Below are 22,989 nucleotides of genomic sequence, written 5' to 3' on the forward strand. Positions count from 1 at the left end.
AATTAACAGGCATGGCAGGGTTGCCCGCCCGCGGCATGCGGCGCCGGTAAGCACGCCTTGCGATAATCTGAAGGCGCCATATCGGTTTCTTTTTTAAATATCCGGCAGAAATAGTTGGCGTCCTGATAGGATAACTCTAATGCAATGGTGTTCACCTTGAGATCGCTAAACCGCAATAGCGATTTGGCGATCGCCATTTTTCGGTTAGCGATATAGTTGGAAAAACCCGTGCCGGTCGCTTTTTTAAAGGCACGGCTCAGATAGCATGAGCTGACGAAAGCGTGGGTCGCAATGTCATCCAACGTGATGTTTTTCAATATATTTTTCTCAATATGGAATTTCGCTCGCTCGACAAAGTCCATATTGGCGTTGAGGTGTTTAAAGCTGTAATCGAAGATCTCTTCGCTGATGCTCAACATCGCCAGCATAATGCGGTAATAACTGTGGCTGGTGAGCCCATGCAAGGCCACCTCATGGATCACGTTATCCACCTTTTTGCCCAGCGCGCTGATTTTTTCTTCTTTTCCTGCAAGGTATTGATTAAGCACCTCAAGAAAATCGCTGAAGGCCTTATTCTGTTCGCCCGGTGTGGCGCTCTGCTTGCCATTGAGCGTGTCGAACAAATAATCATGCCACTGCCGGTAACTGCAAGCATCAATAAGCGCAGCGATTTTTTGCTTCATCTCACGGGAAATCGCATTATCGTCATCGCTATGGTTAAGCGTTTTTTTAATGGTGGCGGTCAGCGTACTTTGTTTAACCGGCTTTAGCAGATAGTCATCGACATTCAGATTCAACATGCTGCGTACAATATCAAAGTCATCATTGGCCGTTGTGACGATGACTTTGGTGTCGTTATTGTTTCTCCTTAGGTATTGGATCACCTGGCTGCCGTTGGGCAACGGGATATTGATATCTACAAACATCATATCAATTCGGTTGAGCTGATCGATAAGCTGAATCGCTTTTTTGCCGGTTGCGGCTTCGTGGATCACCGAATTTTCGACACAGCGCGAGATGATTCTGCGTAACGCTTCGGACTCAATATGTTCGTCTTCGACAATCACTATATTATACATAATCTATCCCCGGCATCTTAGGCCTGTAGCATTGGAAATCGTAGTTTTATCGTGGTGCCCATTTGCGGTTTATGTGGACTTATTATTTCCAAACCATAGCTTTCACCGAATAATAGCTGGAGTCGGTTTTTTATATTATTAATGCCGATCCCACCTTTCCGGCGGGTTTCATCGCCGGATAAAATATTATCAATGTCTTGTGCGGAAATACCATCGCCATTATCGCTGACTTCGATAATGACATCATGGCCATCGTCAGTAGCACGGATAACCAATTGGCTACTTATTTCACGTGGTTCCACTACGTAATTGAAAAAGTTTTCAACCAGGGGTTGCAATATCAGGAAGGGGCAAACGATATCCAGGTATTTTTCTGGTATATCGCATACATAATTGAACCTGTCATTCATTCTGACTTTTTGAATCGACATGTAGCTCGTGACATAATTTATTTCATTCCTGAGCGTTATTAACCCATGGTTATTTTTACGTAGTAAATAACGCATCATATCGGAGAAGTCATGCACCATTGTTTCGGTGCGCTGCGCGCCTTCCAAAAAAGCCAGGCGGCCAATGGTATTTAGTACGTTAAATAAGAAGTGTGGGCTGATCTGATAGGATAAGGCTTTGAACTCAGCTTCATGCAGTGAGCGTTCTATTTCAACCCGCTTGCGCAGTTCATCGGTTAATTCAAGATCCTTTTTATGAAGCTCCCGCTGAATATTATTGGCATGCGCCTGTTCAACCAGATAGGACGAAACGTGTAGCAGGGTATATGCAGTCGATTCGAAACGTTCATAGGGCATACGTTTCGTATTCTGATGCAAATTAACCAACCTGGGGATTTCTTGCCAAATGGCCGTATTATCGAGAATATAAGGTATCGTTTGTTCAATTTCTTGTTCGACTTTTACCTGCCCGGATATAAATGCGCCAAGATAATGATCGTTAATCATAATCGGCACGGCAAACTCGACAAAGCCGCAGTAACAGCGATAAACCACCGGCTTGCCCGCCAGCATTGCCGAGCGGCCACCCGCATCGTCACTCTCATAGCAATGGTTTGCCAGAGCAGGGGTCATGCGGGAGCGGGCGCAAAAATCAGAAAAGCCGCTGGGTTTAGTGACCGGGACGCCGTTTTCATCGACAACGACAAGTGCAATCATCATCGACTTACTGAAATTATCCTGAAGTGTCTGCAGCCTTTTTACATCAAGGAATTCGTGCAGCTTATATTTATTATTCATATGATCCACCTGCAGGACAAATAAATAAAATTACCCATAGAATGTATACGATTTTTCCAGAGAAAATATTGAAACGGGTCACAACAGAGAAATATAAAATCGGCAACCGAACCTATCGATTATTTAATGTTTCGCGCGTGTTATCAAAAGGTAAATTAAGACATTGCCCTTGTAGACATAATTGGCAAGTGAAATTGCCCTAATGAGGCCGGCGCGAAAAGACGCTTTTTTATGCGCCAGGCCGTAACCAAAAAGTTGTCGCATGTAGCCTGGCGGGCCGGGAAATCAGCGATGCGGCTGTGCGCCTAGAAATGGGAAGATAGTCGTAAATCAGACTGCTGGCCGGCCATGGCGTGTTCCGGCTTGCCGTTATCCAACTGCAGGGCGATGTAAAGCAACAGCCGATCGTCAAAATTACTCAGGTTAAGGCCAGTGAGATCCGAGATGCGCGTAAGGCGGTATTCAAGGGTATTGCGATGGATAAATAAAGCTTTGGCTGTAGAGCTGGGCTGGACGTTGTTGGCGAACCAGGCGTCCAGGGTGCGCCGCAGTAGGCCATTACCGTCCATACCCCGCAGTTTGGCCAGTGGGCGCACCAGCTCGCACGCTTGCCATCCTCCCCGTAGGCTGTCAAGCAGCACCGGCAACACCATATCCTGATAAAAGTAGCTGCGCTGATTCGGCATGCGCTGTTTGCCCACGGCCATGGTGGTGCGGGCTGTACGGTAGGACCGGGCGATCCCGCCGTCGTCGGGGAAATAGTTGCCTAGCGCCAGGCGTATTTTCAACTGGCTGCTTTTGGACATGCGCGAGAGCAACTGTTGCAGCTTCTGGCGATGGATATCCGGATCCCAACGCCCGCGAGCGTTCAGCGCGGGTTTAAGCACCACCATCTGTGAAAGTGAAACAATGGCGATCAGATTATCGCGCTCAGAGGTAAGCAGTAACGTTTGCAATTGTTGGAGTTCTTCCATCGCGCTTTCTACGCCTAACTGGCCGCTGTCGACTTCAACCACCACGACAACCCGTTGCAGATTCAGATCAATCCCCAGCCGCGGCGCCCATTCTATCAAAGGAGGGGAGAATTTCTCGGCGTGGATCAAGTTAAGCACCAGCTCTTCGCGCAGGCGGGTATTTTGCGCCAGCATATGCATCAGCCGCGCCTGTTCCAACATCATTTCTGCGGTCATACAGACCAACTCGCCATAACGGCGTAGCGCCTTTGGCGAACCGGTTAAACCAATGGCGCCAACGATGTTGCCCTCGACACGTAACGGTAAATTCACGCCGGGCTTAACGCCGTGCAAGTTATGGGTGGCGGCCTCGTCAATTTCAACGATGCGCTCTTGCAAGATAGCCAATAGCGCGCCTTCGTGTAATTCGCCTATCCGATCCTGATCGCCACTGCCGATAATTCGGCCGCGGTTGTCCATCACGTTAACATTGCTGTCGATAATCTTCATCGTACGATCAACGATAACTTGGGCCAGTCTACCATCGAGATGATAAGCTGCCATAAGGATCTCCATTTGGGCCAAGACACGGATTTGACTGAGCCTACATGTAATAAACTGCATGGCATATTGTGCAAATGCACAAAAGGTCTGGGATAAATGTGAAGATGGAAAAGACATCACATTTTTTTGCTCGCGCCTATCAACGTAAATTGGCGAGATGCGAAATAGCCTGATTTTTTGTGCAAGTATGCTTTTTATCGCGTTACGCGTAATAACAGATTGGCGCGGCTCTTTTTGCACAGAACCGGGGGCCGAACAACGCGCGGTAGAAAATGATTGTGTGATCCGTATAACGCGATTTTGTGCATTTGAATGGCTTATTGGCATTAGCCCACATTATTTTTGTGCAGTTGCATAAAATGCTTTTTCTATCCTTCGCGTATTATTAACCCATCGATTGGACGTGTTGTTGCATCACAATGATAAGGTGAGTGATAAGGTGGAGAAGATAAAGATTGTTTTTTTAGATCACGCAACGTTCCCGCCGGGAATCGTGTTGAATAAGATCAATGCGCCTAATGAAATAGTCCTTTACGAGAATACAAGTCCGGAAGATATTTCATTACGCATCAATGATGCTGATATCATTATCACCAATAAAGTAAAAATCACCAGGGAAATATTACAAAAATCCGCTAAATTACGTTTTATTGCCGTTGCTGCAACAGGCACCGATGTTGTTGATCTTGCGGCCTGTAAAGAGCGGGGGGTTTCCGTCGCGAATATCCGCCATTATGCGATGAATTCGGTTCCTGAACATACCTTTGCATTAATGTTGGCCCTGCGGCGCAGCATCATTGCCTATCATCAGGCTGTTTGCTGCGGGCGTTGGCAACGTGCCGGCCAGTTTTGTTTCTTCGATTATCCGATTAAAAACCTGTCGGGCTGTACGCTGGGGTTGATTGGCGATGGTGTCTTAGGTAAGGCCGTGGCGGAAATTGCCAAAAGTTTTGGAATGAAAGTTTTATTCTCCGCATATAAGGGGAATTCATCCATGGGGCCGCTGTATACACAGTTTGAAGAGGTATTGCGCGAGAGCGATATTATCTCGATTCATTGCCCATTGCTTGATTCAACCCGTAACATGATAAATAGCGCCGAGTTTGAAAAAATGAAGCCGAGCTGTTTGGTTATTAATACGGCTCGGGGCGGGATCGTCAATGAAAAAGCACTCTATTATGCATTAACTCAAGGCCAGATCGCCGGCGCGGCCTTTGATGTGGCGGTTAACGAGCCACCAGCACCGCAGGATTTGATCATGGCCCTGACCAAACTGCCCAATTTTATTCTGACGCCACATATATCCTGGGCTAGCTTTGAGGCGATTCAAACATTAGCCGATAAGCTGATAGAAAATATCAATGCTTATTTGTCTGGAGAGCCAATTAATTTAGTTAATTAGCTTTGCCACGTTATATCCAATAATCCATAACTCAACTGCCCGTTATTTTAGGTGTGAAAGGGTATGCTGTTTTTTAATAATACAAAGAGGTAATACTATGTTCTTAGGCAAAAAAATTCGTATGAACCGCTTGTTGAACCCACATTCCGGCCGCCTGTTGGCGATCACCATGGATCACCCGATCACGCGCGGCGTTCTGCCTGGGATTGGCGATATTAATACGGCGATGGAGAAGGTCGTTGCCGGGAAGCCGGATGCCATCACGATGCATAAAGGCATTATTGAAAAAGTATTTGCACCTTACGCGGCTTCCGATGTGTCAATTATCATGAAAGCCACCAGCTATTCGATTCCTTATCATGAAGCATACGACACCCCGGTGGCAGATGTTGAAGAAGCCATTCGTTTTGGCGCTGATGCAATTTCCGTTGGTTGTATTCTTGGCGGGCCAGAACAGGCCAGGCAATTAACCTTCCTCGGCCAGGTAACCAAAGCGGCCGGTTCCGTGGGCTTGCCGGTAGTGGCGCATATTTATCCCAAAGGGCCGATGATCGAAGATTCATTCGATCCGAAAAACCTGGCTTATTGCGTACGCGCCGGGGCGGAATTGGGCGTGGATATCATCAAAACCCTGTGGTCGGGCTCGGCGGAAACGTTCAAGGAAGTTGTTGATTGTTGCCCGGCAATGGTGGCATTAGCCGGTGGGGATATGGGGAGCGATCTGGTGAGTTTCTTAACCAATACCCGTAAGGCGCTGGATATCGGCGTCGGCGGCGTTACCTATGGGCGTTTTGTCTGGCAGCATGAAACCCCGACTGCGGTGGTGAAAGCCTTGGATGCTCTGATTAACAGTGACTGTAGCGTTGATCAGGCGATTGCTGTTTATCAACAGGCCGGCGGCAAATAACCGTTTGCTACTTATGCTGGAGGAAATGAGATGAAAGCAGCAGTGTTATTCGCGGCCAATAAACTTGAACTGGCAGAAGTTGAAAAGCCCAAGGCGAATGCCGGTGAGTTGGTTATCCGGGTTAAGTCCGCCGCAATCTGTGGGACGGATGGGCGTATTGTCACCGGGAAAAAAACCAAGGGAGTGCGTTACCCTTCGGTGATTGGTCATGAATTCTCGGGTGAAGTTGTCGAAGTCGGTCAAGGCGTCAGGCAATTTAAGGTCGCGGATCACATTGCTGTTGATCCGGTGATCCCATGCCGTGCCTGCGTATATTGCCGTAATGGCAAAGAAAACGTGTGCCTGAACCGGCAGGCGATTGGCTATGAATTTGATGGCGCTTTTGCCGAATACGTACGCATACCCGCAATTGCTCTGGAAGCGGGGAATGTATTTAACATCCCAGAGGGAATTACCCATGACGCTGCAGCCTTAGCCGAACCCTTGGCCTGCTGTATTAATGGCCAAAAAAATGTGGGCATTGAACTGGGCGACACCGTGGTGATTGTCGGGGCCGGCCCGATTGGCCTGATGCATATCATGCTGGCACGGTTATCCGGCGCATCAAAAATTATTGTCAGCGAGTTGAATGCACAGCGGCGCGAGGCGGCGTTGCAGTGCGGTGCCGACTATGTCGTTGATTCCAGCCAGGAGGATCTACACGGAAAGGTGCTGGCAGAAACCGGCGGTGTTGGTGCTGACGTCGTCATTATGGCGATTGGTATTCCATCACTGGTCAACGCATCGTTAGCGCTGGCACGCAAGGGCGGCCGCATAAACCTTTTTGCCGGTTTTTCAAAAGATGATATGGCCAGTATCGATGTGAATATTATTCACTATAACGAATTAATTATTACCGGGGCCAGTGCACTCAGCCGGGAAGGGTATAGAACGGCCTTGTCGTTAATTAGTTCGGGGCAAATTAACGTTGAAAAACTGATCAGTCATCGCTTTGCGTTGGAAAACGTAGAAGATGCCTTTAAATGCGCCCTTGAGGGGGCGGCGATAAAAATAATTATTAATAACTAGGTTGTGTCCGTAATAGATAGTTGGCCCTAAGGCCTGTGATCAAAACAAAGTGCGCCGGGCTGGGCCTATGTTCAAGCCTGATTATGTAGCGATCGGGCTTGGGCCCCAGCCCAATGACTGCCAGCGGTGTTCACGCATTATTGTGGAATACAACCTAGCCTTCGCCTAATGGAGGTGAATAAGATGAATAAAGCCTATTTAGGCATTGATGCCGGAAGTAGCAGCGTAAAGGTTTGCGCATTTAATTTTCATGGTGAACTACTGGCTAAAGCATCTAGAGACACAAAGATTATTTCAAAATCTTCACGAAATCATGAAATCAATTTGTCGGAGTATTGGCAACAGGTTGTTTCAGCGATAAAGGAAGTGACCGAAAAAGTCGATAACATTATTTCAATTGGTCTTTCTGTCGCTTGCCCTACGTTGGTTTTATTAGATAAAGCTAATAATCCGGTATGCAATGCGATTACTTATTTGGACGGCCGTTCCGAGGCCTTTATTCACCAAACGCTCGGGGAAGATCAGGAAAGCGTCAAAAGTCTGATCTGTAACAGCCCAAGCCCGTCCGCATGTTGGGTGGGGACGCTGGGCTGGTTACAGCAGAATCAACCCGAATTGATGAAAAAAGTGCACCGTATGGTGCTGTTTAATGGATTTTTAGCGCTAAAACTGGGGAGCCGCAAGCTCGGGATTGATCCAACCCAGGCGGCCTATTCGGGGGCTGTGGCGCTAGCCAGAGCGCCGAAATGGTCTGCATCGTTGCTGAAGTTTTGGGCATTCGATCACGATATTCTCCCGCCGATCTATCAGTGCACCTCTGTGATTGGCCATGTCAACGAGGCGGTATCAAAAGAGACAGGGTTAATGAGTGGTATTCCGATCGTGCTGGGTTCTGCGGATACGGCCGCATCGGCGTTTGCTGTTGGTTTGATCGACGGCGGCAGCGCGTTCGAATCTACCGGGACTTCGGGGGTTATTACGTTTTGCCTGGACACGCCAAACTTCGACAGCCGCTTTATGAACCGTTATCACGTGGTACCAAACCAATGGTTGGCTCATGGCGCAATGTCAACCACGGGGGGCACTTTTGGCTGGCTTAATCAATCCGTCTGGCCAGAGGTTAACGATCATAAAAGCCTGGAGAAATTGGCGAGTGCGTCAGAGCCTGGCGCCAGGGGGCTAATCTATTTGCCTTATCTTGCCGGGGAAAGAAGCCCTATCTGGGACGCTAAGGCTTCCGGCGCATGGATTGGGCTACGTTTGTCTCACGATCGCAATGATATGATCAGGGCTGCATTTGAAGGTACCGCCTTTGGCATGAAGCAATTGCTTAAAATCGCGCACGAGAAGTGGGGCGTCACGCTGGATGAGCTTCTGAGCGTTGGCGGTGGCTCACGTAACAACCTTTGGACTCAAATCAAAGCGGATATTCTTCAGGTGGAGTACAGCATATCGCAGAGCAGCGACGCCGCTGCTTTTGGTGCGGCAATCATTGGCGCGACGGGCGCCGGTGAGTTTTGCGGTATTAATGATCCGGATCTTCCTATTATCAGAACCGATGAGGTGTCATTTAAGCCGAACCGTGATTTGAAAATTAAAGAGATATATGAAAAGAATTTCGAAATTTACGAATCACTCTACCCATCACTAAAAAAAGTTATGCATAAGTTGCTTATAAACTGACGTTGTTTTTTCTGCATGAAATGTTTTTGTATCAGGCTGCCTGGCGTTCTTTCCGTCTTAGGCCGTGCATTGGGATAGATAACTGTAAAACATAATTAGGGAATGTTGGCCTTTATATTTACCAATAAGGGATAACGTTTTCTCCGTTGTAAGATGTTTACATTACGATCATAAAACAGTGTTTTCAAATGCCTTAATTTGAAAATATCCAAATAAACAGTTTACTCGGTAGGGTAACATTATGATAAACGCGACTATAAATGGAATAAAACCAAAGACAAATTATCGTTGGTTTGTTCTTGTTATGATATTCATTGTTTATGCACTTAACTATGCCGATCGATCAAATATTGGTGCCGTTCTGCCTTTTATCGTTGAAGAGTTTAAGCTGAATAATTTTGAGGCCGGTTCGCTAGCCAGTATGTTCTTCCTGGGCTATGCGCTATGCCAAATCCCCGCCGGGTTTCTCATGGCGAAAAGAGGGGTTCGGGGCATCATTTCGTTTTCTATTCTTGGCTTTTCACTTTTCACGTGGCTGATCGGCACCGCCAACTCTGCATTTGCGATTAAGTGGCTTCGCTTTGGCCTGGGGGTTGCGGAAGGGCCGACGCCCGTCGGATTAACCTCAACCATCAATAACTGGTTCCCGCCGAAAGAAAAAGCAACGGCAACGGGGGTCTACATTGCTTCCACCATGTTCGCACCTATTCTTGTGCCGCCCTTGGTGGTCTGGATCTCTCTCGCCTATGGCTGGCGTTGGGTATTTTTTGCCTTTGCCATACCGGGCATATTTCTGGCATTACTTTGGTTTATCTTGGTAAAATCCCGGCCTGAAGAGAGTAAATTTGTTTCAGAAAGCGAGCTGCAATATATCCGTTCTTCAGACGCCACGGTAGATAATGCCAAAGTGGAAGGCAATATCGTTATTGCCGATAAATTTCAGTCGCTTGATAAATTCATCCGTACTAAATCAGTTGTTCCGATTGATTCAGCGGCAAAAATATTTAAATCCAGGAACATCTGGGGTAACACGATAGCGTACTTTATGATGGTCAGTATCCTTTATGGTATTTTGACATGGGTACCTTCCTATCTTGTTAATGAAAAAGGTTTTTCATTTATAAAAATGGGTTTTATAGCCGCGATGCCGTTTATCGGTGGCTTTGTCGGTGCCATTTTTGGCGGATGGTTCTCCGATAAAGTGCTGGGGCGGCGGCGTAAACCGACAATGTTATTTACTGCTTTCTCTACGATGATCATGATGTATATCATGGTGAATATACCTGGGAATACCACGATTCTGGCCGCCGCTCTGTTTTTTGTCGGGTTAATGCTCAATATCGGTTGGCCGGCTTTCACCGCTTACCCAATGGGAATTGTCGATCGCAAGAATTATCCTATTGCTATATCGCTGGTTAACAGTGGGGGTAATTTGGGTGGTTTTGTCTCACCGATGGTTGCGGGCTATTTATTGGATATTACCGGGAATTTTGGCGCCGTATTCACCTATTTTGGTGTTTGCGCGGTGATTGGATTGATCATGATCTTTATTATTGATGAGCCGAAATAACGCTCGGTTTATTTAACTCACTATTTGGCAAGCTGATAAACGCTGTAACGGATGTGGAGAGGTTTTTTTCTGATGAAGATAATTATTGCGACTGATTCATTTAAAGAGAGTTTATCAGCTTTAGATGTAGCAATTCATATTCAAAAAGGGTTTATGGAAGTCTTCCCCAACGCATGCTACATCAAATGCCCGGTAGCTGATGGCGGGGAAGGGACCGTAGTGACAATGATCGAGTCTATCCAGGGCAGCATCGTGGAGGCAGAGGTTACCGGGCCCTTGGGGAACAAAGTCTGTGCTTTTCTGGGCCTGTCACGTGATAAAACCTGCGCGTTTATTGAAATGGCCGCGGCCAGTGGGCTGGCGTTGGTGCCGCCAGAAAAACGTAATCCGCTGATCACGACCTCGTTCGGCACGGGGGAATTGATAAAAGCCGCTCTGGATCAGGGCGCGCGTCGTTTTATTATTGGCATCGGCGGTAGCGCGACCAATGACGGCGGGGCGGGGATGATACAGGCGCTGGGGGGGCGTTTGCTTGATAAGCGAGGCAGGCAAATTCCTTTCGGCGGCGGTGGGTTGGCAAAGCTGGATAAAATTGATGTGTCTGGCATGGATAAGCGGCTTTTATCCTGCCAGTTCCACATTGCTTGTGATGTGACGAATCCGCTATTGGGTGAATATGGCGCTTCGGCGATTTTCGGCCCGCAGAAAGGCGCAACGAAGAAAACCATCGTTCAGTTGGATAACAATCTGGCTCATTTTGCCTATGTCATCAAACGTGATTTAAATATTGAGGTAGCGGATGTGCCTGGAGCGGGGGCCGCCGGTGGGATGGGGGCGGCGCTGCTGGCTTTTTTTCGCTCAGAATTAAAGCCTGGGTTCGATATCATCGCCGAATCTCTTAAGTTGAAAGAGATCATTAGGGATGCCGATCTGGTGATTACCGGTGAAGGGCGGATCGATAATCAAAGTATTAATGGGAAAGTGCCCATCGGCGTTGCGCATCTGGCAAAGGCGCATGGCATTCCTGTTATCGTGATTGCCGGCTGCTTTGGCGACGGCGTTGAAGAGGTTTATGCCCACGGGATTGATTCGGCATTCAGTATATTAAACAAAGTAACCACGTTGACCGGTGCGCTGGGAAACGCCTCTGAAAATATCCATGTTTGCGCCAGGAATATAGCCCACACGTTAAAGATCGGGCAGCGGCTAAAAACAGGCCGTTGCGAAAGCCCTTGTTGAGACTGTACAACGAGGAAATGCCAATTGTAACTCTATAAAAGCCGGGGCAGCGCTTTTGGGCCGCCCGGTGAAATCCTTAGAACCTATCCTGGTTTTCTACCGTGTTTCATTATCCCTTCTTCTATTAAGGGGATATTCCCCTGGCGCCGACCACCTCACGGTTTTTTACACTATGTGCAATCCTTTGTGGGAACAGCCATCCCCCCTAACCATCATTTGTAAAGCGCCCGAGCCGCCAAGGGAAAGGGTATGAGATAAAGATTTGTTACCTATTTGCGGGGGCTTTAACGCCTTATTAAGCCATTTCCAGAAGAATATAGTTATAAAACTGAATTATTTATTAACGAAATAAGTTAATTATTCACTTAATTACACCAAATGGAACATTGTGAGGAAAATATGGAGATTTATTTACATTGTTTACAATAATAATAGTTATCATTATCATGCGCATTTACTTGCATATCTACACACAATATGGAGATTTGGTCTGTGAATGTAAAAATAGATTACAAAAAAACACCGCTTGCGTTGCTGCTAGCCGGGTTGCTCAGCGCCAATGCCTATGCTGCTGATGAAGATCAAACTGACTCGGCTGATACTCTGGTTGTTCATGCCACCGCAGAACAAGAACTCAAACAGCAGCCGGGTGTCTCGATCATTACCGCTGAAGACATCAAAAAAGATCCTCCAGTAAACGATCTCTCCGATATTATCCGTAAAATGCCAGGCGTGAACCTGACCGGGAACAGCGCCAGCGGCGACCGTGGCAACAACCGCCAAATCGACATCCGCGGTATGGGCCCGGAAAACACGCTGATCCTGATCGATGGCAAACCGGTGATGTCACGCAACTCTGTGCGCTACAGTTGGCGCGGCGAGCGTGATACGCGCGGCGACACCAACTGGGTGCCGGCGGAAATGGTTGAGCGTATTGAAGTGCTGCGCGGGCCGGCTGCCGCACGCTATGGCTCCGGCGCGGCGGGCGGGGTGGTCAATATTATCACCAAGCGCCCAACCAAAGACTGGCATGGCTCGCTTTCCCTGTATACCAACCAGCCTGAAAACGATAAAGAAGGGGCGACCAAAAGGGCCAACGTGAGCCTGAGCGGTTCGTTGATTGAAGATGTGCTGACCATGCGCATGTACGGCAACATCAACAAAACCGACGCCGATGCCTATGACATCAACACCCAGCAAAACGGTTCTTACGCGGCCGGGCGCGAAGGGGTACGCAACAAGGACATCAACACGCTGCTGTCATGGAAAATCAATCCACAGCAGATCGTGGACTTCGAATACGCCTACAGCCGCCAGGGCAATATCTACGCCGGCGATACCCAGTACAGTAACGGTAACCTTAGTTCACTGGTGCCGTCGCTGTATGGCGCGGAAACCAACCGCATGTATCGCCAGTCCTATGGTGTCACCCACAACGGTATCTGGGATTGGGGCCAGTCGCGTCTGGGCTTCTACTATGAAAAAACCAACAACACCCGTCTGAAGGAAGGTTCGACCGGGCGTGTTGAAGGGATGATCAACAGTGACGAATACTCCACCAGCCGTCTGGAGAACTACAAAGCCAACGGTGAAGTGAACATTCCGCTCAATCTGCTGGTTGAGCAAACGGTGACGCTGGGCGCCGAATGGAACCGTGAGCAGCTAAACGATCCGGCCTCAATGCAAGCGACCTCTGCAAGTGGGGTGACCATTGACGACATATCGGGCGATGCGTCTGCGCGTAGTACTAAAAACAGCGCGGAGCTAAGTGCGATTTATTTTGAAGACAATATTGAAGCCGTACCGGGCACCATTATCATTCCCGGGCTGCGTTTCGACTATCACAGCAAATTTGGCAGCAACTGGAGCCCAAGCCTGAACGCATCGCAGGAGCTGGGTGAATACTTCAAGCTGAAGGCCGGTATCGCCCGCGTGTTCAAAGCGCCTAACCTGTATCAGTCTAGTGAAGGTTATTTATTAAGCACCAGCGGTAATGGGTGCCCGGTAACGATACCCACGGATAACGGTTGCTATCTGCTGGGGAACGGTAATCTGAAGCCGGAAATTAGTATCAACAAAGAAATTGGCCTGGAGTTCACCCATAACGGCTACGATGCGGGTATCACTTATTTCCGTAATGATTACCAGAATAAGATTGTCTCCGGTACCGACGTCTTAGGCCAGGCGTCCGACAATAAGTACATTCTGCGTTGGGAAAACGGCGGTAAGGCGCTAGTGGAAGGGCTGGAAGCTAACCTGGTGGTGCCGGTTATCCGCGATACGCTTAACTGGCGCACCAATGCTACCTACATGATCACGTCCAAGAATAAAGAGACGGGTAACCCGCTGTCTGTTATTCCGAAATATACCATCAACACCATGCTGGATTGGCAGGTTACCGACAAGCTGTCCACCAATGCCACCTGGACTATGTACGGCCGTCAAAAACCGCGTCAATATGCCGACAAACGTACAGAGTTAAACTCGATGGCTACCGATGAACTTGGTGCTTACTCCATCGTTGGCGTAGGGGTGAACTACGACGTGATGAAGAACCTGCGGGTGAATACGGGTATCAGCAACCTCTTCGATAAAAAAATCTATCGTGAAAACAACGGGGCTATCACCTATAACCAACCGGGTCGTGCTTACTACGCCGGGCTGACTATGTCATTCTAATCGGCATCGCCCTGGCCGGTTACCGTTGATAGCGCGGGATCCGGCCAGGGCAATATGCTAAAGAAATATTGCTGATTTAGGGCAGAATGGGGCGCCTCTCATTCTGCTCTTTTTTCATGATCCACATTTGTGGAATAACGATTTGCCACGCAGTTTTTTCTCTTCATCGCCAATAGGTTTTTCCTGCGGCCGGCACCGGCGATTTCCCGTTATTGCCAGACCGCGAGCGAAGAATGGCATGCCCGCATTGCGGAAAAGAATAACGTTTTCTTATCAGAAACCTGACGGATGATTGGTTTATATTAGGCTTCTCTCTCACTTTGTCGGCACGGCGCTGGGCGCTGAGTTATGCGAACGCCGTGGTCATCAACAACAAGAAATGAGGTTTCATTCATGCTTACACCCAAAGTTCGTTCAGGCGGATCTGGATCATCATGGCTGGCATGCCTGGCTGCCGCGCTGTTGCCGTGGAGCGCCTTATCGACGGCTACGGCGCAAACGCCGCTGGCTGCACAGTATGCCGCGCTTGAGATCGTTAAACCCGTTACGGCCTGTGCCAATCTGGCAACCTTTGATCTGACGGCTATCGGCGGCGGCGGCAGCCGTGTGACTTCAGCGAAAGAACAACGCTCCAGCCAGGGTGCGGCGGTTTGCGCCGTAGAGGGCGTGCTGGCGCCGTCAATTACGTTCTCGGTGGAATTGCCGACGGAAAGTTGGACGCAACGCTATCTGCAGATTGGCTGCGGCGGGCTGTGCGGCCGGGTAGCGAAAAACGTGGGGGCGGCGGATGGCTGTGCGCCGTCGAACGCCGGCGGTTTTGTTATTGCCGCCACGGATATGGGGCACCAGGATCAGGATGGCTCATTCGGGCGCGATCCGCAAAAGCGAGCGGACTTTGCCCACCGTGCGCAACATCTGACGGCGGTAGCCTCCAAAGCGCTGATTCAGGCCTTTTACGGGCAGAAGGCCGCCTATGCCTATTTTAATGGTTGCTCGGACGGTGGCCGTGAGGCATTGATTGAAGCACAACGTTATCCTGATGATTTTAATGGTATTATCGCCGGCGCCAGCGCGTTGAACTTCCAGGCGCAGAACGCGGTGTTCCATGCCTGGCAGGCACGTGCCAATACCGGGGCGGATGGCAAGCCGATTTTGCTGGCATCACGTTTACCGATCCTGCATCAAGCGGTGCTCGCGGCCTGTGACAAACTCGACGGCCTGGCTGATGGGCTGATCCAGAACCCGCTGGCCTGCCACTTTGATCCGGCCACTGTGCAGTGCCCGGCGGGCGCCGAAGACACATCGGCTTGCCTGACGGTGGCGGAAGTGGGGGTGGTGCGTAAATTCTACGATGGCCCGCGCGATCCGGCGACAGGCACGCGCCTGACGGCCGGTGGCCCGCAGTTCGGCTCTGAATTGGCCTGGACCGGCGTTTACGTGCCAAGCTCCCACGATCAGAAAATCTTCAGCGAGATGGTTTCGCTGCAGGTGCTGCGCAATATGGCGTTTGAAACCAATCCGCCGGCCAGTTTTGGCCTGGCCGACATGAAGTTCGATCTGGCCACTTTCGATAAGCTGCGCCCACGCCACGCGCTGTTTGATGCCACCAACCCGGATTTAAGCGCCTTTTCCGCCGCGGGCGGCAAGCTGATCCTCTGGCACGGCTGGGCCGATCAGCATATATCGCCGATTAACACCATTGCCTATTACACGGCGGTAGAAAAACAGATGGGTAAAACCCAGGCCGATGCCTTTACACGTCTTTACCTGTTCCCCGGCATGTACCACTGCGGCAACGGGGAAGGGCCGTATCAGGTGGATCTGCTCACCCCGATGATGAGCTGGGTTGAAAAGGGTGCCGCGCCGGAAGTGGTCGTCGCCAGCCAGCCTGAACAAGCCGCCGCCAGCGACTTTGGCGCTCCGGTAGGCGATAAGCCGGGCAAGGCCGATAAGCAAGCACATCAACCTGCGGCGCCCCTGGCGGTGAAGATCCTGCGTACCCGCCCCGTTTACCCGTGGCCGTATACTGTGAGCTACGCCGGTAAAGGGGATGTGAATCAGGCCGCCAGTTTTGTACGCGGCCCGGCGATTGCCTTTGACATGCCGGCTTGGGCTGGTGCGGACTTCTTCACGCCTTATACGCCGCTGCAGCGTTAAGGATCTTATCGTGCCCGCACCTATATCCACACCGCGCTCCGTCAACGGGGTTCACTGGCTGTCTGGGGCGGGGATGGCGCCTATGCTGTGCGCTACTGTCACGATTGTCTGAAAAGGAAGAAAATCAGGCGGTGGCGTGCCACCGCCTGATGGGGAGGTAGGGGGAATTGACGCGTATTTAACGCTGCGTCACGATTAGGCTTAAAGTTTGCAGTTAGTCACAAAAGCAAACAGGTGTTTCAGCGGGCTGTTGCTTCATTGGCCAAATAACAACATACTCAAACTATTGCCAATGCCAGCTATTTCGGGGCGGTGGTATTCAGGATTGTTACTTTATGGGCGGCGTGTTTTCATCACCGCGCCATGAGGCAAAACCTAAATCTCTTTATCTGTGGTGTCTTACACCGCAGTAAAGGGGTTTAGGTTTTTTTTTGCCTAAATTTTAGCGTTTGAGCGATTGTTGAACGCCAATCAGCAGAGGAATGACGATGAACCGAAGAGAGTTATTAATCAAAGCCGCCGTGGTCGCTGGTTGTGTAAAAGCACTACCGGCTGCACAGGCTGCTAGCGCGGTTAGCGCAACGTCTGGAACGCCGGCAAACAATAAGCCGGCCCCGCTTACCCGGCAGCAGCATTGGCTTGAGATGGCTGAAATATTAAAACCGTCGTTGAAAGAAACGCCTTATCCCGCTATCGATGTGGTTGTGCCGCGTGAAGACAAAACCAATTTGCTGGGCGTGGTAATGGATAACCAATACGGCATTGCCGAACTTCCGGGAAAAAGCTTTAAGAACGGCGAAAGTTTCATTATCGACTTCGGCGAGCACTATACCGGCTATCTGACCTTCACGCTGGGTTGGAAAGGGGTGTCGTGCGACGCGCCGGTGCGCCTGCGCCTGATCTTCGGTGAGGTCAGCACTGATGTCGCCCAGCCGTTGTATCCCTATAAAGGCTGGATCAGTGCTTCCTGGCTGCCGGACGAGGTGCTTAACGTGGACTTTTTGCCGCAGCAGGTGAGGATTGTGCGCCGCCACGCCTTTCGCTACGTCAAGATCGAGGTGATCTCTACGTCTTCAAATTTCAGCGCGACGTTCAGCGATCTTCAGGTGCAGGCAGTGTCTTCCGCCGGCGCCGATCGGCTGCGGCCCGCGAATTACCCCAGCCCAATGCTGCGCGATATCGATCGGGTCAGCATCCGAACCCTGCATGAATGCATGCAAACCTGTTTTGAGGATGGACCAAAGCGGGATCGGCGTTTATGGGTGGGGGACTTGCGCCTGCAGGCCTTGGTCAACTATGTCAGTTTCAATAATGCCGCGTTAGTTCGCCGCTGCCTGTATCTGTTTGCCGGCTTGCAACGTGAAGACGGCTACATTACCGCCTGCGTTTATGAAAAACCTCAACCCCGCATTGGCGAAGTGGTGCTGATTGACTATGCGGCCCTGTTCGGCAGCATCGTGCTTGACTATTTGCATGCGACCAAAGATACGCAAACCGCCGCGGAGCTATGGCCGGTGGCGAAGCAACAGCTGGAACTGGCACTGAAGAACGTTAACGCACAGGGGCTGTTTGTGGCGCCGGAGAAAGATTATGTCTTTATTGACTGGAACCCGGGGCAGGATCAGAGCGAAGCGTTGAAAGGGTTGGATAAGCAGGCTGCGATGCAAGGTCTGCTGATTTATAGCTGCCAGCAGGGGCTGGTGTTAGCGCGTGAAGTTGGCCGTCAGCAAGAAGCGGTGGATATCGAAAACAAAGTCGCGTTGATGAAACAGGCCGCTGTGCGTCAGTTTTTCGATCAATCGCAGGGCGTATTCGTCAGTGGTGAAAAGCGCCAGGTTTCTTGGGCATCCCAGGCTTGGATGGCGCTGGCCAATGTCTTGCCGCGCGAACAAATGGCGCAGGCGTTGCAGCGCGTCATGGCGATGCCGCAGGCCGTTCGCCCGATGACGCCGTATTTGTATCACCATATGGTGGATGCCCTGATACGTTGCGGGCTGAAGTTGCAGGCGCAATCTCTGGTAGAGACATATTGGGGGGCGATGGTGAGCACCGGCACAAATACGTTTTGGGAAGCTTTTGATCCCCAGAACCCACTATCTTCGCCCTATGGTAGTAAGCAAATCGATAGCTACTGTCATGCCTGGAGCTGCACCCCCAGTTACTTTATCCGTAATGGGTTTGCGCAAAGGGAATAATCGCTAAGGCGGCTTGCACCGATAAAACGGCGCCGTGCGAAAACAATATCGATAAACAGCACTGTTTAAGACAACGATAATCGGCCGGGGATAATCGGCGGGCATCCCCGTGCCTATCTATAATAATGAAATGGGAATATGATGATGGCTAAAATTAACACTTTGTCGGCAGGAGTTGTCCTGTCAACAATACTCTCTATTGGTTTTCCTCATAATGCAGTTGCCGTAAAATTAACCGTCGAGGAGCGGTTGGCATTATTGGAACAAGAGCTTATTGAAACCAAAAAAGAGTTAAAAGAATATAAGGCTGCAGCCGCAAAAGATCGTCAGGATAAATTATCCGGCAAAGAGCAGGTGTATATTCCGGTGGCGGAAAAAACGCTGGTGGCTGCCAAAGATAAACAAACTGGGGAGGATAAACCGGCGGCGGCTGCAACCGCCACTGCCGGCGTGGGCCAGCCGGCGCTCACGTTGGACGATATCAGCAAGTACGTGAAAAATGATATCGGCTTTACTTACTCTGGCTATTTCCGTGCTGGCTGGGCCACGGCGTCACACGGTGTTCCGAAGTCTTATGCCATTGGCTCGCTTGGCCGTTTCGGCAATGAGCACAGTGGCTGGTTTGATTTAATCCTTAATCAGCGAGTTTATGAACAGGACGGCAAATCTGTCCATGCAGTTGTTTGGCTGGATGGCAACGTAGGGCAGTCGTACAGTAATGGGATGTTTGATTCCAGCAGTGATAACCTGCTGCAGTTCTCTGATATGTACGTAACGACCACCGGTTTTATTCCCTTCCTGCCGGAGGCGTCTTTTTGGGTGGGTAAACACTATCTGCGCAATTATGAAATCCAGATGTTGGACTGGAAGGCCCATAAAGCGGATTCTGCTGGGGCTGTTGGGTTGGAAAATATCGACGTGGCGGGGGGGGAAATGGACGTGGCCTTGTTGCGCCAGGATCTTGATCTTTACTCAAAGGATTATTCAACAACTACCCAGGTTAACACCAATGCACTGGACATTCGCTACCGCGAGATCCCGCTGTGGGATAACGCCACGCTGGAAATTGACGGTAAATATAATACGGCGAATAAAAGCAATAACCAAAAATCAAGCAGCTATTTCGCGTTGAAAGACGCATGGTTGGCGACGGGTGTTATCAGGCAAAAATTCACCAAGGGCGGGTTTAATGAACTTGCCGTACAGTTTGCCAATAACTCTATTGCCAGCGGGTTTATGCGTATTTCCGATGCTAACCCTGATTACGGCGACGGTAAATATTACTACGGTGAGCATACCGGTGGCACCGCCTTGCGCATTATCTCACAGGGTGAGGCATACCTGCGTCCGGACGTTATTGTAGCGAACGCGCTGGTTTATGGCCGCGGGAACGATCTCTACAGCTACGAGACCGGCCCTCACTCTGATTTTGAAACATTCCGCGCCGTGTTGCGCCCGGCCTATATCTGGGACCAGTACAACCAGAGCGGGGTGGAGTTAGCCTATTTTAATCAAAAAAATACGGCTAACGATGTCAACTACCGGGAATCAGGGTACAAAACCACGCTGTTCCATACCTTTAAAGTCAATACCAGTATGTTGACCTCTCGCCCGGAAATTCGCTTCTATGCCAGCTATTTGAAATCGCTGCAAAACGGCATTTCTCAATTTAGCTTCGCAGATGATAAAGACGACCAACTCAGCGTGGGCGTTCAGGCAGAAGTGTGGTGGTAAATAACGGTTGTCATCTCATCGGCGCCGTTAAGCCGTTGGTGGAAATGGCCTCATAAAGCTGAATATTCATTTTTGCCGGCATCTCTACACACAATATGGAGATTTGGCGTGTGAATGTATAAACGATGACAAAAAACGCCGCTGTAGATTCAATTGGTCAACGCAACAGTCATGTGAAAACATGGGGTTGCGGAGGATTTTTGAATGAGACGGACATTTACAGCAAAGGAAAAAGCATCTGTTTTTGAACTGTGGAAGAACGGAACAGGCTTCAGTGAAATAGCTAATATCCTGGGTTCGAAACCAGGAACAATCTTCACTATGTTAAGAGATACTGGCGGCATAAAACCCAATGAGCGCAAGCGGGCTGTAGCTCACCTGACGCTGTCTGAGCGCGAGGAAATACGAGCCGGTTTGTCAGCCAAAATGAGCATTCGTGCGATAGCTACTGCGCTAAATCGTAGTCCTTCGACGATCTCACGTGAAGTTCAGCGTAATCGAGGCAGGCGCTATTACAAAGCTGTAGATGCTAATAACCGGGCCAGCAGGATGGCGAAAAGACCAAAACCGTGCTTACTGGATCAGAATTTACCGTTGCGAGAGCTTGTTCTGGAAAAGCTGGTGATGAAGTGGTCTCCTGAGCAAATATCAGGATGGTTAAGGCGAACGAAGCCGCGTCAAAAAACACTGCGAATATCACCTGAGACAATTTATAAAACGCTGTACTTTCGTAGCCGTGAAGCGCTACACCACCTGAATGTACAGCATCTGCGCCGATCGCATAGCCTTCGTCATGGCAGACGCCATACCCGCAAAGGTGAAAGAGGTACGATCAATATAGTGAACGGAACGCCAATTCACGAACGCTCCCGGCATATCGATAACAGACGCTCTCTGGGGCACTGGGAAGGCGATTTAGTATCAGGCACAAAAAACTCGCATATAGCCACACTTGTAGACCGAAAATCACGTTATACGATCATCCTTAGACTCAGGGGCAAAGATTCTTTCTCAGTGAATCAGGCTCTTACCGACAAATTCCTGAGCTTGCCGCCTGAACTCCGGCAATCACTGACATGGGACAGAGGAATGGAGCTGGCCAGGCATCTGGAATTTACTGGCAGCACCGGAGTTAAAGTTTACTTCTGCGATCCTCAGAGTCCCTGGCAGCGGGGAACAAACGAGAACACTAATGGGCTAATTAGACAGTACTTTCCCAAAAAGACTTGCCTTGCCCAATATACTCAACATGAGCTGGATCAGGTTGCAGCTCAGCTAAACAACAGACCAAGAAAGACACTGAAGTTCAAAACACCGAAAGAGATAATTGAAAGGGGTGTTGCGTTGACAGATTGAATCTACAGCCGCTATGGCTCCAGCACGCCAGTTTTGTCCGCGGCCCGGCGATTGCCTTTGACATGCCGGCTTGGGCTGGTGCAGACTTCTTTACGCCTTATACGCCGCTGCAGCGTTAAGGATCTTACCGTGCCCGCAGCGCCGGGCGCGGCCAACGCCATAGGTTGTTTTCGTGGCTCATGGGTAATACCACGTGCATGTCATAATGTAAGGAGGAATGGATGAGTCGTCTCACCGCGAAAGATTTCCCCCCTGAACTGCTTGAGCTTTACGATTACTATGCACACGGCAAGATTTCTCGCCGTGAATTCCTTGACCGCGCCGCCAAGTATACCGTCGGCGGTTTGACTGCCGCCGCGCTGTTGTCTTCGCTAAGCCCCAACTATGCGTTGGCGCAGCAGATTGAATTCACCGATCCGGATATCCTGCCGCAATACATTACCTATCCATCGCCTAACGGCCATGGGGAGGTGCGCGGCTATCTGGTGCGCCCGGCCAAAACCGAGGGGCCGCTAGCGGGCGTGGTGGTGGCGCATGAGAACCGTGGGTTGAACCCCTACATCGAAGATGTGGCGCGCCGGGTCGCGAAGGCCGGCTTTGTCGCATTGGCGCCGGATGGGCTGAGTTCGGTCGGCGGTTATCCGGGCAATGATGATAAAGGGCGTGAGCTGCAAAGCCAGGTTGATCCCACCAAGCTGATGAATGACTTTTTTGCCGCCGTTGAGTTTCTGATGGCCGATAAGTCGATCACCGGCAAGGTGGGCATTACCGGTTTTTGCTATGGCGGCGGCGTCGCCAATGCGGCGGCCGTCGCATATCCTGAATTGGGGGCTGCGGTGCCGTTCTATGGCCGCCAGCCGCGCGCGGAAGACGTGCCGCGCATTCAGGCACCGCTGTTGATCCACTATGCGGAGCTGGATACCCGGATCAACGAAGGCTGGCCGGCTTACGAGGCGGCGCTTAAAGCGGCCGGTAAAAACTACGAGGCGTATATCTACCCAGGGGTGAATCACGGCTTCCACAACGATTCCACGCCGCGTTACGACAAGGCGGCGGCAGAGTTGGCCTGGGGGCGGACCATCGACTGGTTCCGCCGCTACCTGGTGTAGCGGGCCACGGTCTCTCTTTATCAGCACGCCGGTGCATGGGCACCGGC

Annotated in this window: 15 protein-coding genes; 12 read left to right on the top strand and 3 right to left on the bottom strand. The window is 50.3% G+C overall.

Going from position 1 to position 22,989, the window contains the following annotated elements:
• Positions 1–2 precede the first annotated feature (2 nt).
• The 3 genes from ACN28Q_RS21155 to ACN28Q_RS21165 all read right to left on the bottom strand — a co-directional run bounded on the left by ACN28Q_RS21155 (position 3) and on the right by ACN28Q_RS21165 (position 3,843).
• Complete coding sequence (locus ACN28Q_RS21155; protein WP_095848147.1) at positions 3–1,079, bottom strand: response regulator transcription factor; 1,077 nt, start codon at positions 1,077–1,079, stop codon at positions 3–5.
• A gap of 17 nt (positions 1,080–1,096) precedes the next feature.
• The gene (locus tag ACN28Q_RS21160) at positions 1,097–2,326 is read right to left on the bottom strand and encodes a sensor histidine kinase (protein ID WP_095848148.1); all 1,230 of its coding nucleotides are present in this window, start codon (positions 2,324–2,326) and stop codon (positions 1,097–1,099) included.
• A 305-nt stretch (positions 2,327–2,631) separates the two neighbouring features.
• On the bottom strand, positions 2,632–3,843 hold the full coding sequence (locus tag ACN28Q_RS21165) for a CdaR family transcriptional regulator (RefSeq protein ID WP_095848149.1): 1,212 nt from the start codon (positions 3,841–3,843) through the stop codon (positions 2,632–2,634).
• A gap of 439 nt (positions 3,844–4,282) precedes the next feature.
• Here ACN28Q_RS21165 and ACN28Q_RS21170 point away from each other — a divergent pair, with 439 nt between their 5' ends.
• The 12 genes from ACN28Q_RS21170 (at position 4,283) to yghX (ending at position 22,942) form a co-directional block, all read left to right on the top strand.
• On the top strand, positions 4,283–5,245 hold the full coding sequence (locus ACN28Q_RS21170; protein WP_230469545.1) for a D-2-hydroxyacid dehydrogenase: 963 nt from the start codon (positions 4,283–4,285) through the stop codon (positions 5,243–5,245).
• A 97-nt stretch (positions 5,246–5,342) separates the two neighbouring features.
• Positions 5,343–6,152 (top strand): class I fructose-bisphosphate aldolase, encoded by an 810-nt coding sequence (locus tag ACN28Q_RS21175; RefSeq protein WP_095848150.1) that lies wholly within the window; start codon positions 5,343–5,345, stop codon positions 6,150–6,152.
• A gap of 30 nt (positions 6,153–6,182) precedes the next feature.
• A complete protein-coding gene (locus tag ACN28Q_RS21180) occupies positions 6,183–7,220 on the top strand; it encodes a zinc-dependent dehydrogenase (RefSeq protein ID WP_095848151.1) in 1,038 nt (345 codons plus the stop codon).
• Positions 7,221–7,403: 183 nt separating this feature from the next.
• Entirely contained in the window at positions 7,404–8,903 is a 1,500-nt protein-coding gene (locus tag ACN28Q_RS21185; RefSeq protein WP_230469544.1) for a xylulokinase, read from the top strand.
• 241 nt (positions 8,904–9,144) lie between these two features.
• On the top strand, positions 9,145–10,473 hold the full coding sequence (locus ACN28Q_RS21190; protein ID WP_095848153.1) for an MFS transporter: 1,329 nt from the start codon (positions 9,145–9,147) through the stop codon (positions 10,471–10,473).
• Between the two features lie 72 nt (positions 10,474–10,545).
• The gene (locus ACN28Q_RS21195; protein ID WP_095848154.1) at positions 10,546–11,712 is read left to right on the top strand and encodes a glycerate kinase; all 1,167 of its coding nucleotides are present in this window, start codon (positions 10,546–10,548) and stop codon (positions 11,710–11,712) included.
• Positions 11,713–12,204: 492 nt separating this feature from the next.
• A complete protein-coding gene (locus ACN28Q_RS21200) occupies positions 12,205–14,391 on the top strand; it encodes a TonB-dependent siderophore receptor (protein WP_329957329.1) in 2,187 nt (728 codons plus the stop codon).
• A 393-nt stretch (positions 14,392–14,784) separates the two neighbouring features.
• Positions 14,785–16,548, top strand: coding sequence for a tannase/feruloyl esterase family alpha/beta hydrolase (locus tag ACN28Q_RS21205; protein ID WP_095848156.1), 1,764 nt, complete (start codon positions 14,785–14,787; stop codon positions 16,546–16,548).
• Between the two features lie 644 nt (positions 16,549–17,192).
• Positions 17,193–18,743 (top strand): alpha-L-rhamnosidase-related protein, encoded by a 1,551-nt coding sequence (locus ACN28Q_RS21210; RefSeq protein WP_230474291.1) that lies wholly within the window; start codon positions 17,193–17,195, stop codon positions 18,741–18,743.
• Positions 18,744–18,887: 144 nt separating this feature from the next.
• Positions 18,888–20,477: a carbohydrate porin gene (locus ACN28Q_RS21215; RefSeq protein WP_095849134.1), complete on the top strand. Its 1,590-nt coding sequence runs from the start codon at positions 18,888–18,890 to the stop codon at positions 20,475–20,477.
• Positions 20,478–20,681: 204 nt separating this feature from the next.
• A complete protein-coding gene (locus tag ACN28Q_RS21220) occupies positions 20,682–21,833 on the top strand; it encodes an IS30 family transposase (RefSeq protein WP_095846572.1) in 1,152 nt (383 codons plus the stop codon).
• 221 nt (positions 21,834–22,054) lie between these two features.
• Positions 22,055–22,942 (top strand): YghX family hydrolase, encoded by an 888-nt coding sequence (yghX, locus tag ACN28Q_RS21225; protein ID WP_095848157.1) that lies wholly within the window; start codon positions 22,055–22,057, stop codon positions 22,940–22,942.
• The last annotated feature ends 47 nt before the right edge of the window (positions 22,943–22,989 follow it).

It is taken from the genome of Gibbsiella quercinecans (genome assembly GCF_002291425.1).
GTDB lineage: Bacteria > Pseudomonadota > Gammaproteobacteria > Enterobacterales > Enterobacteriaceae > Gibbsiella > Gibbsiella quercinecans.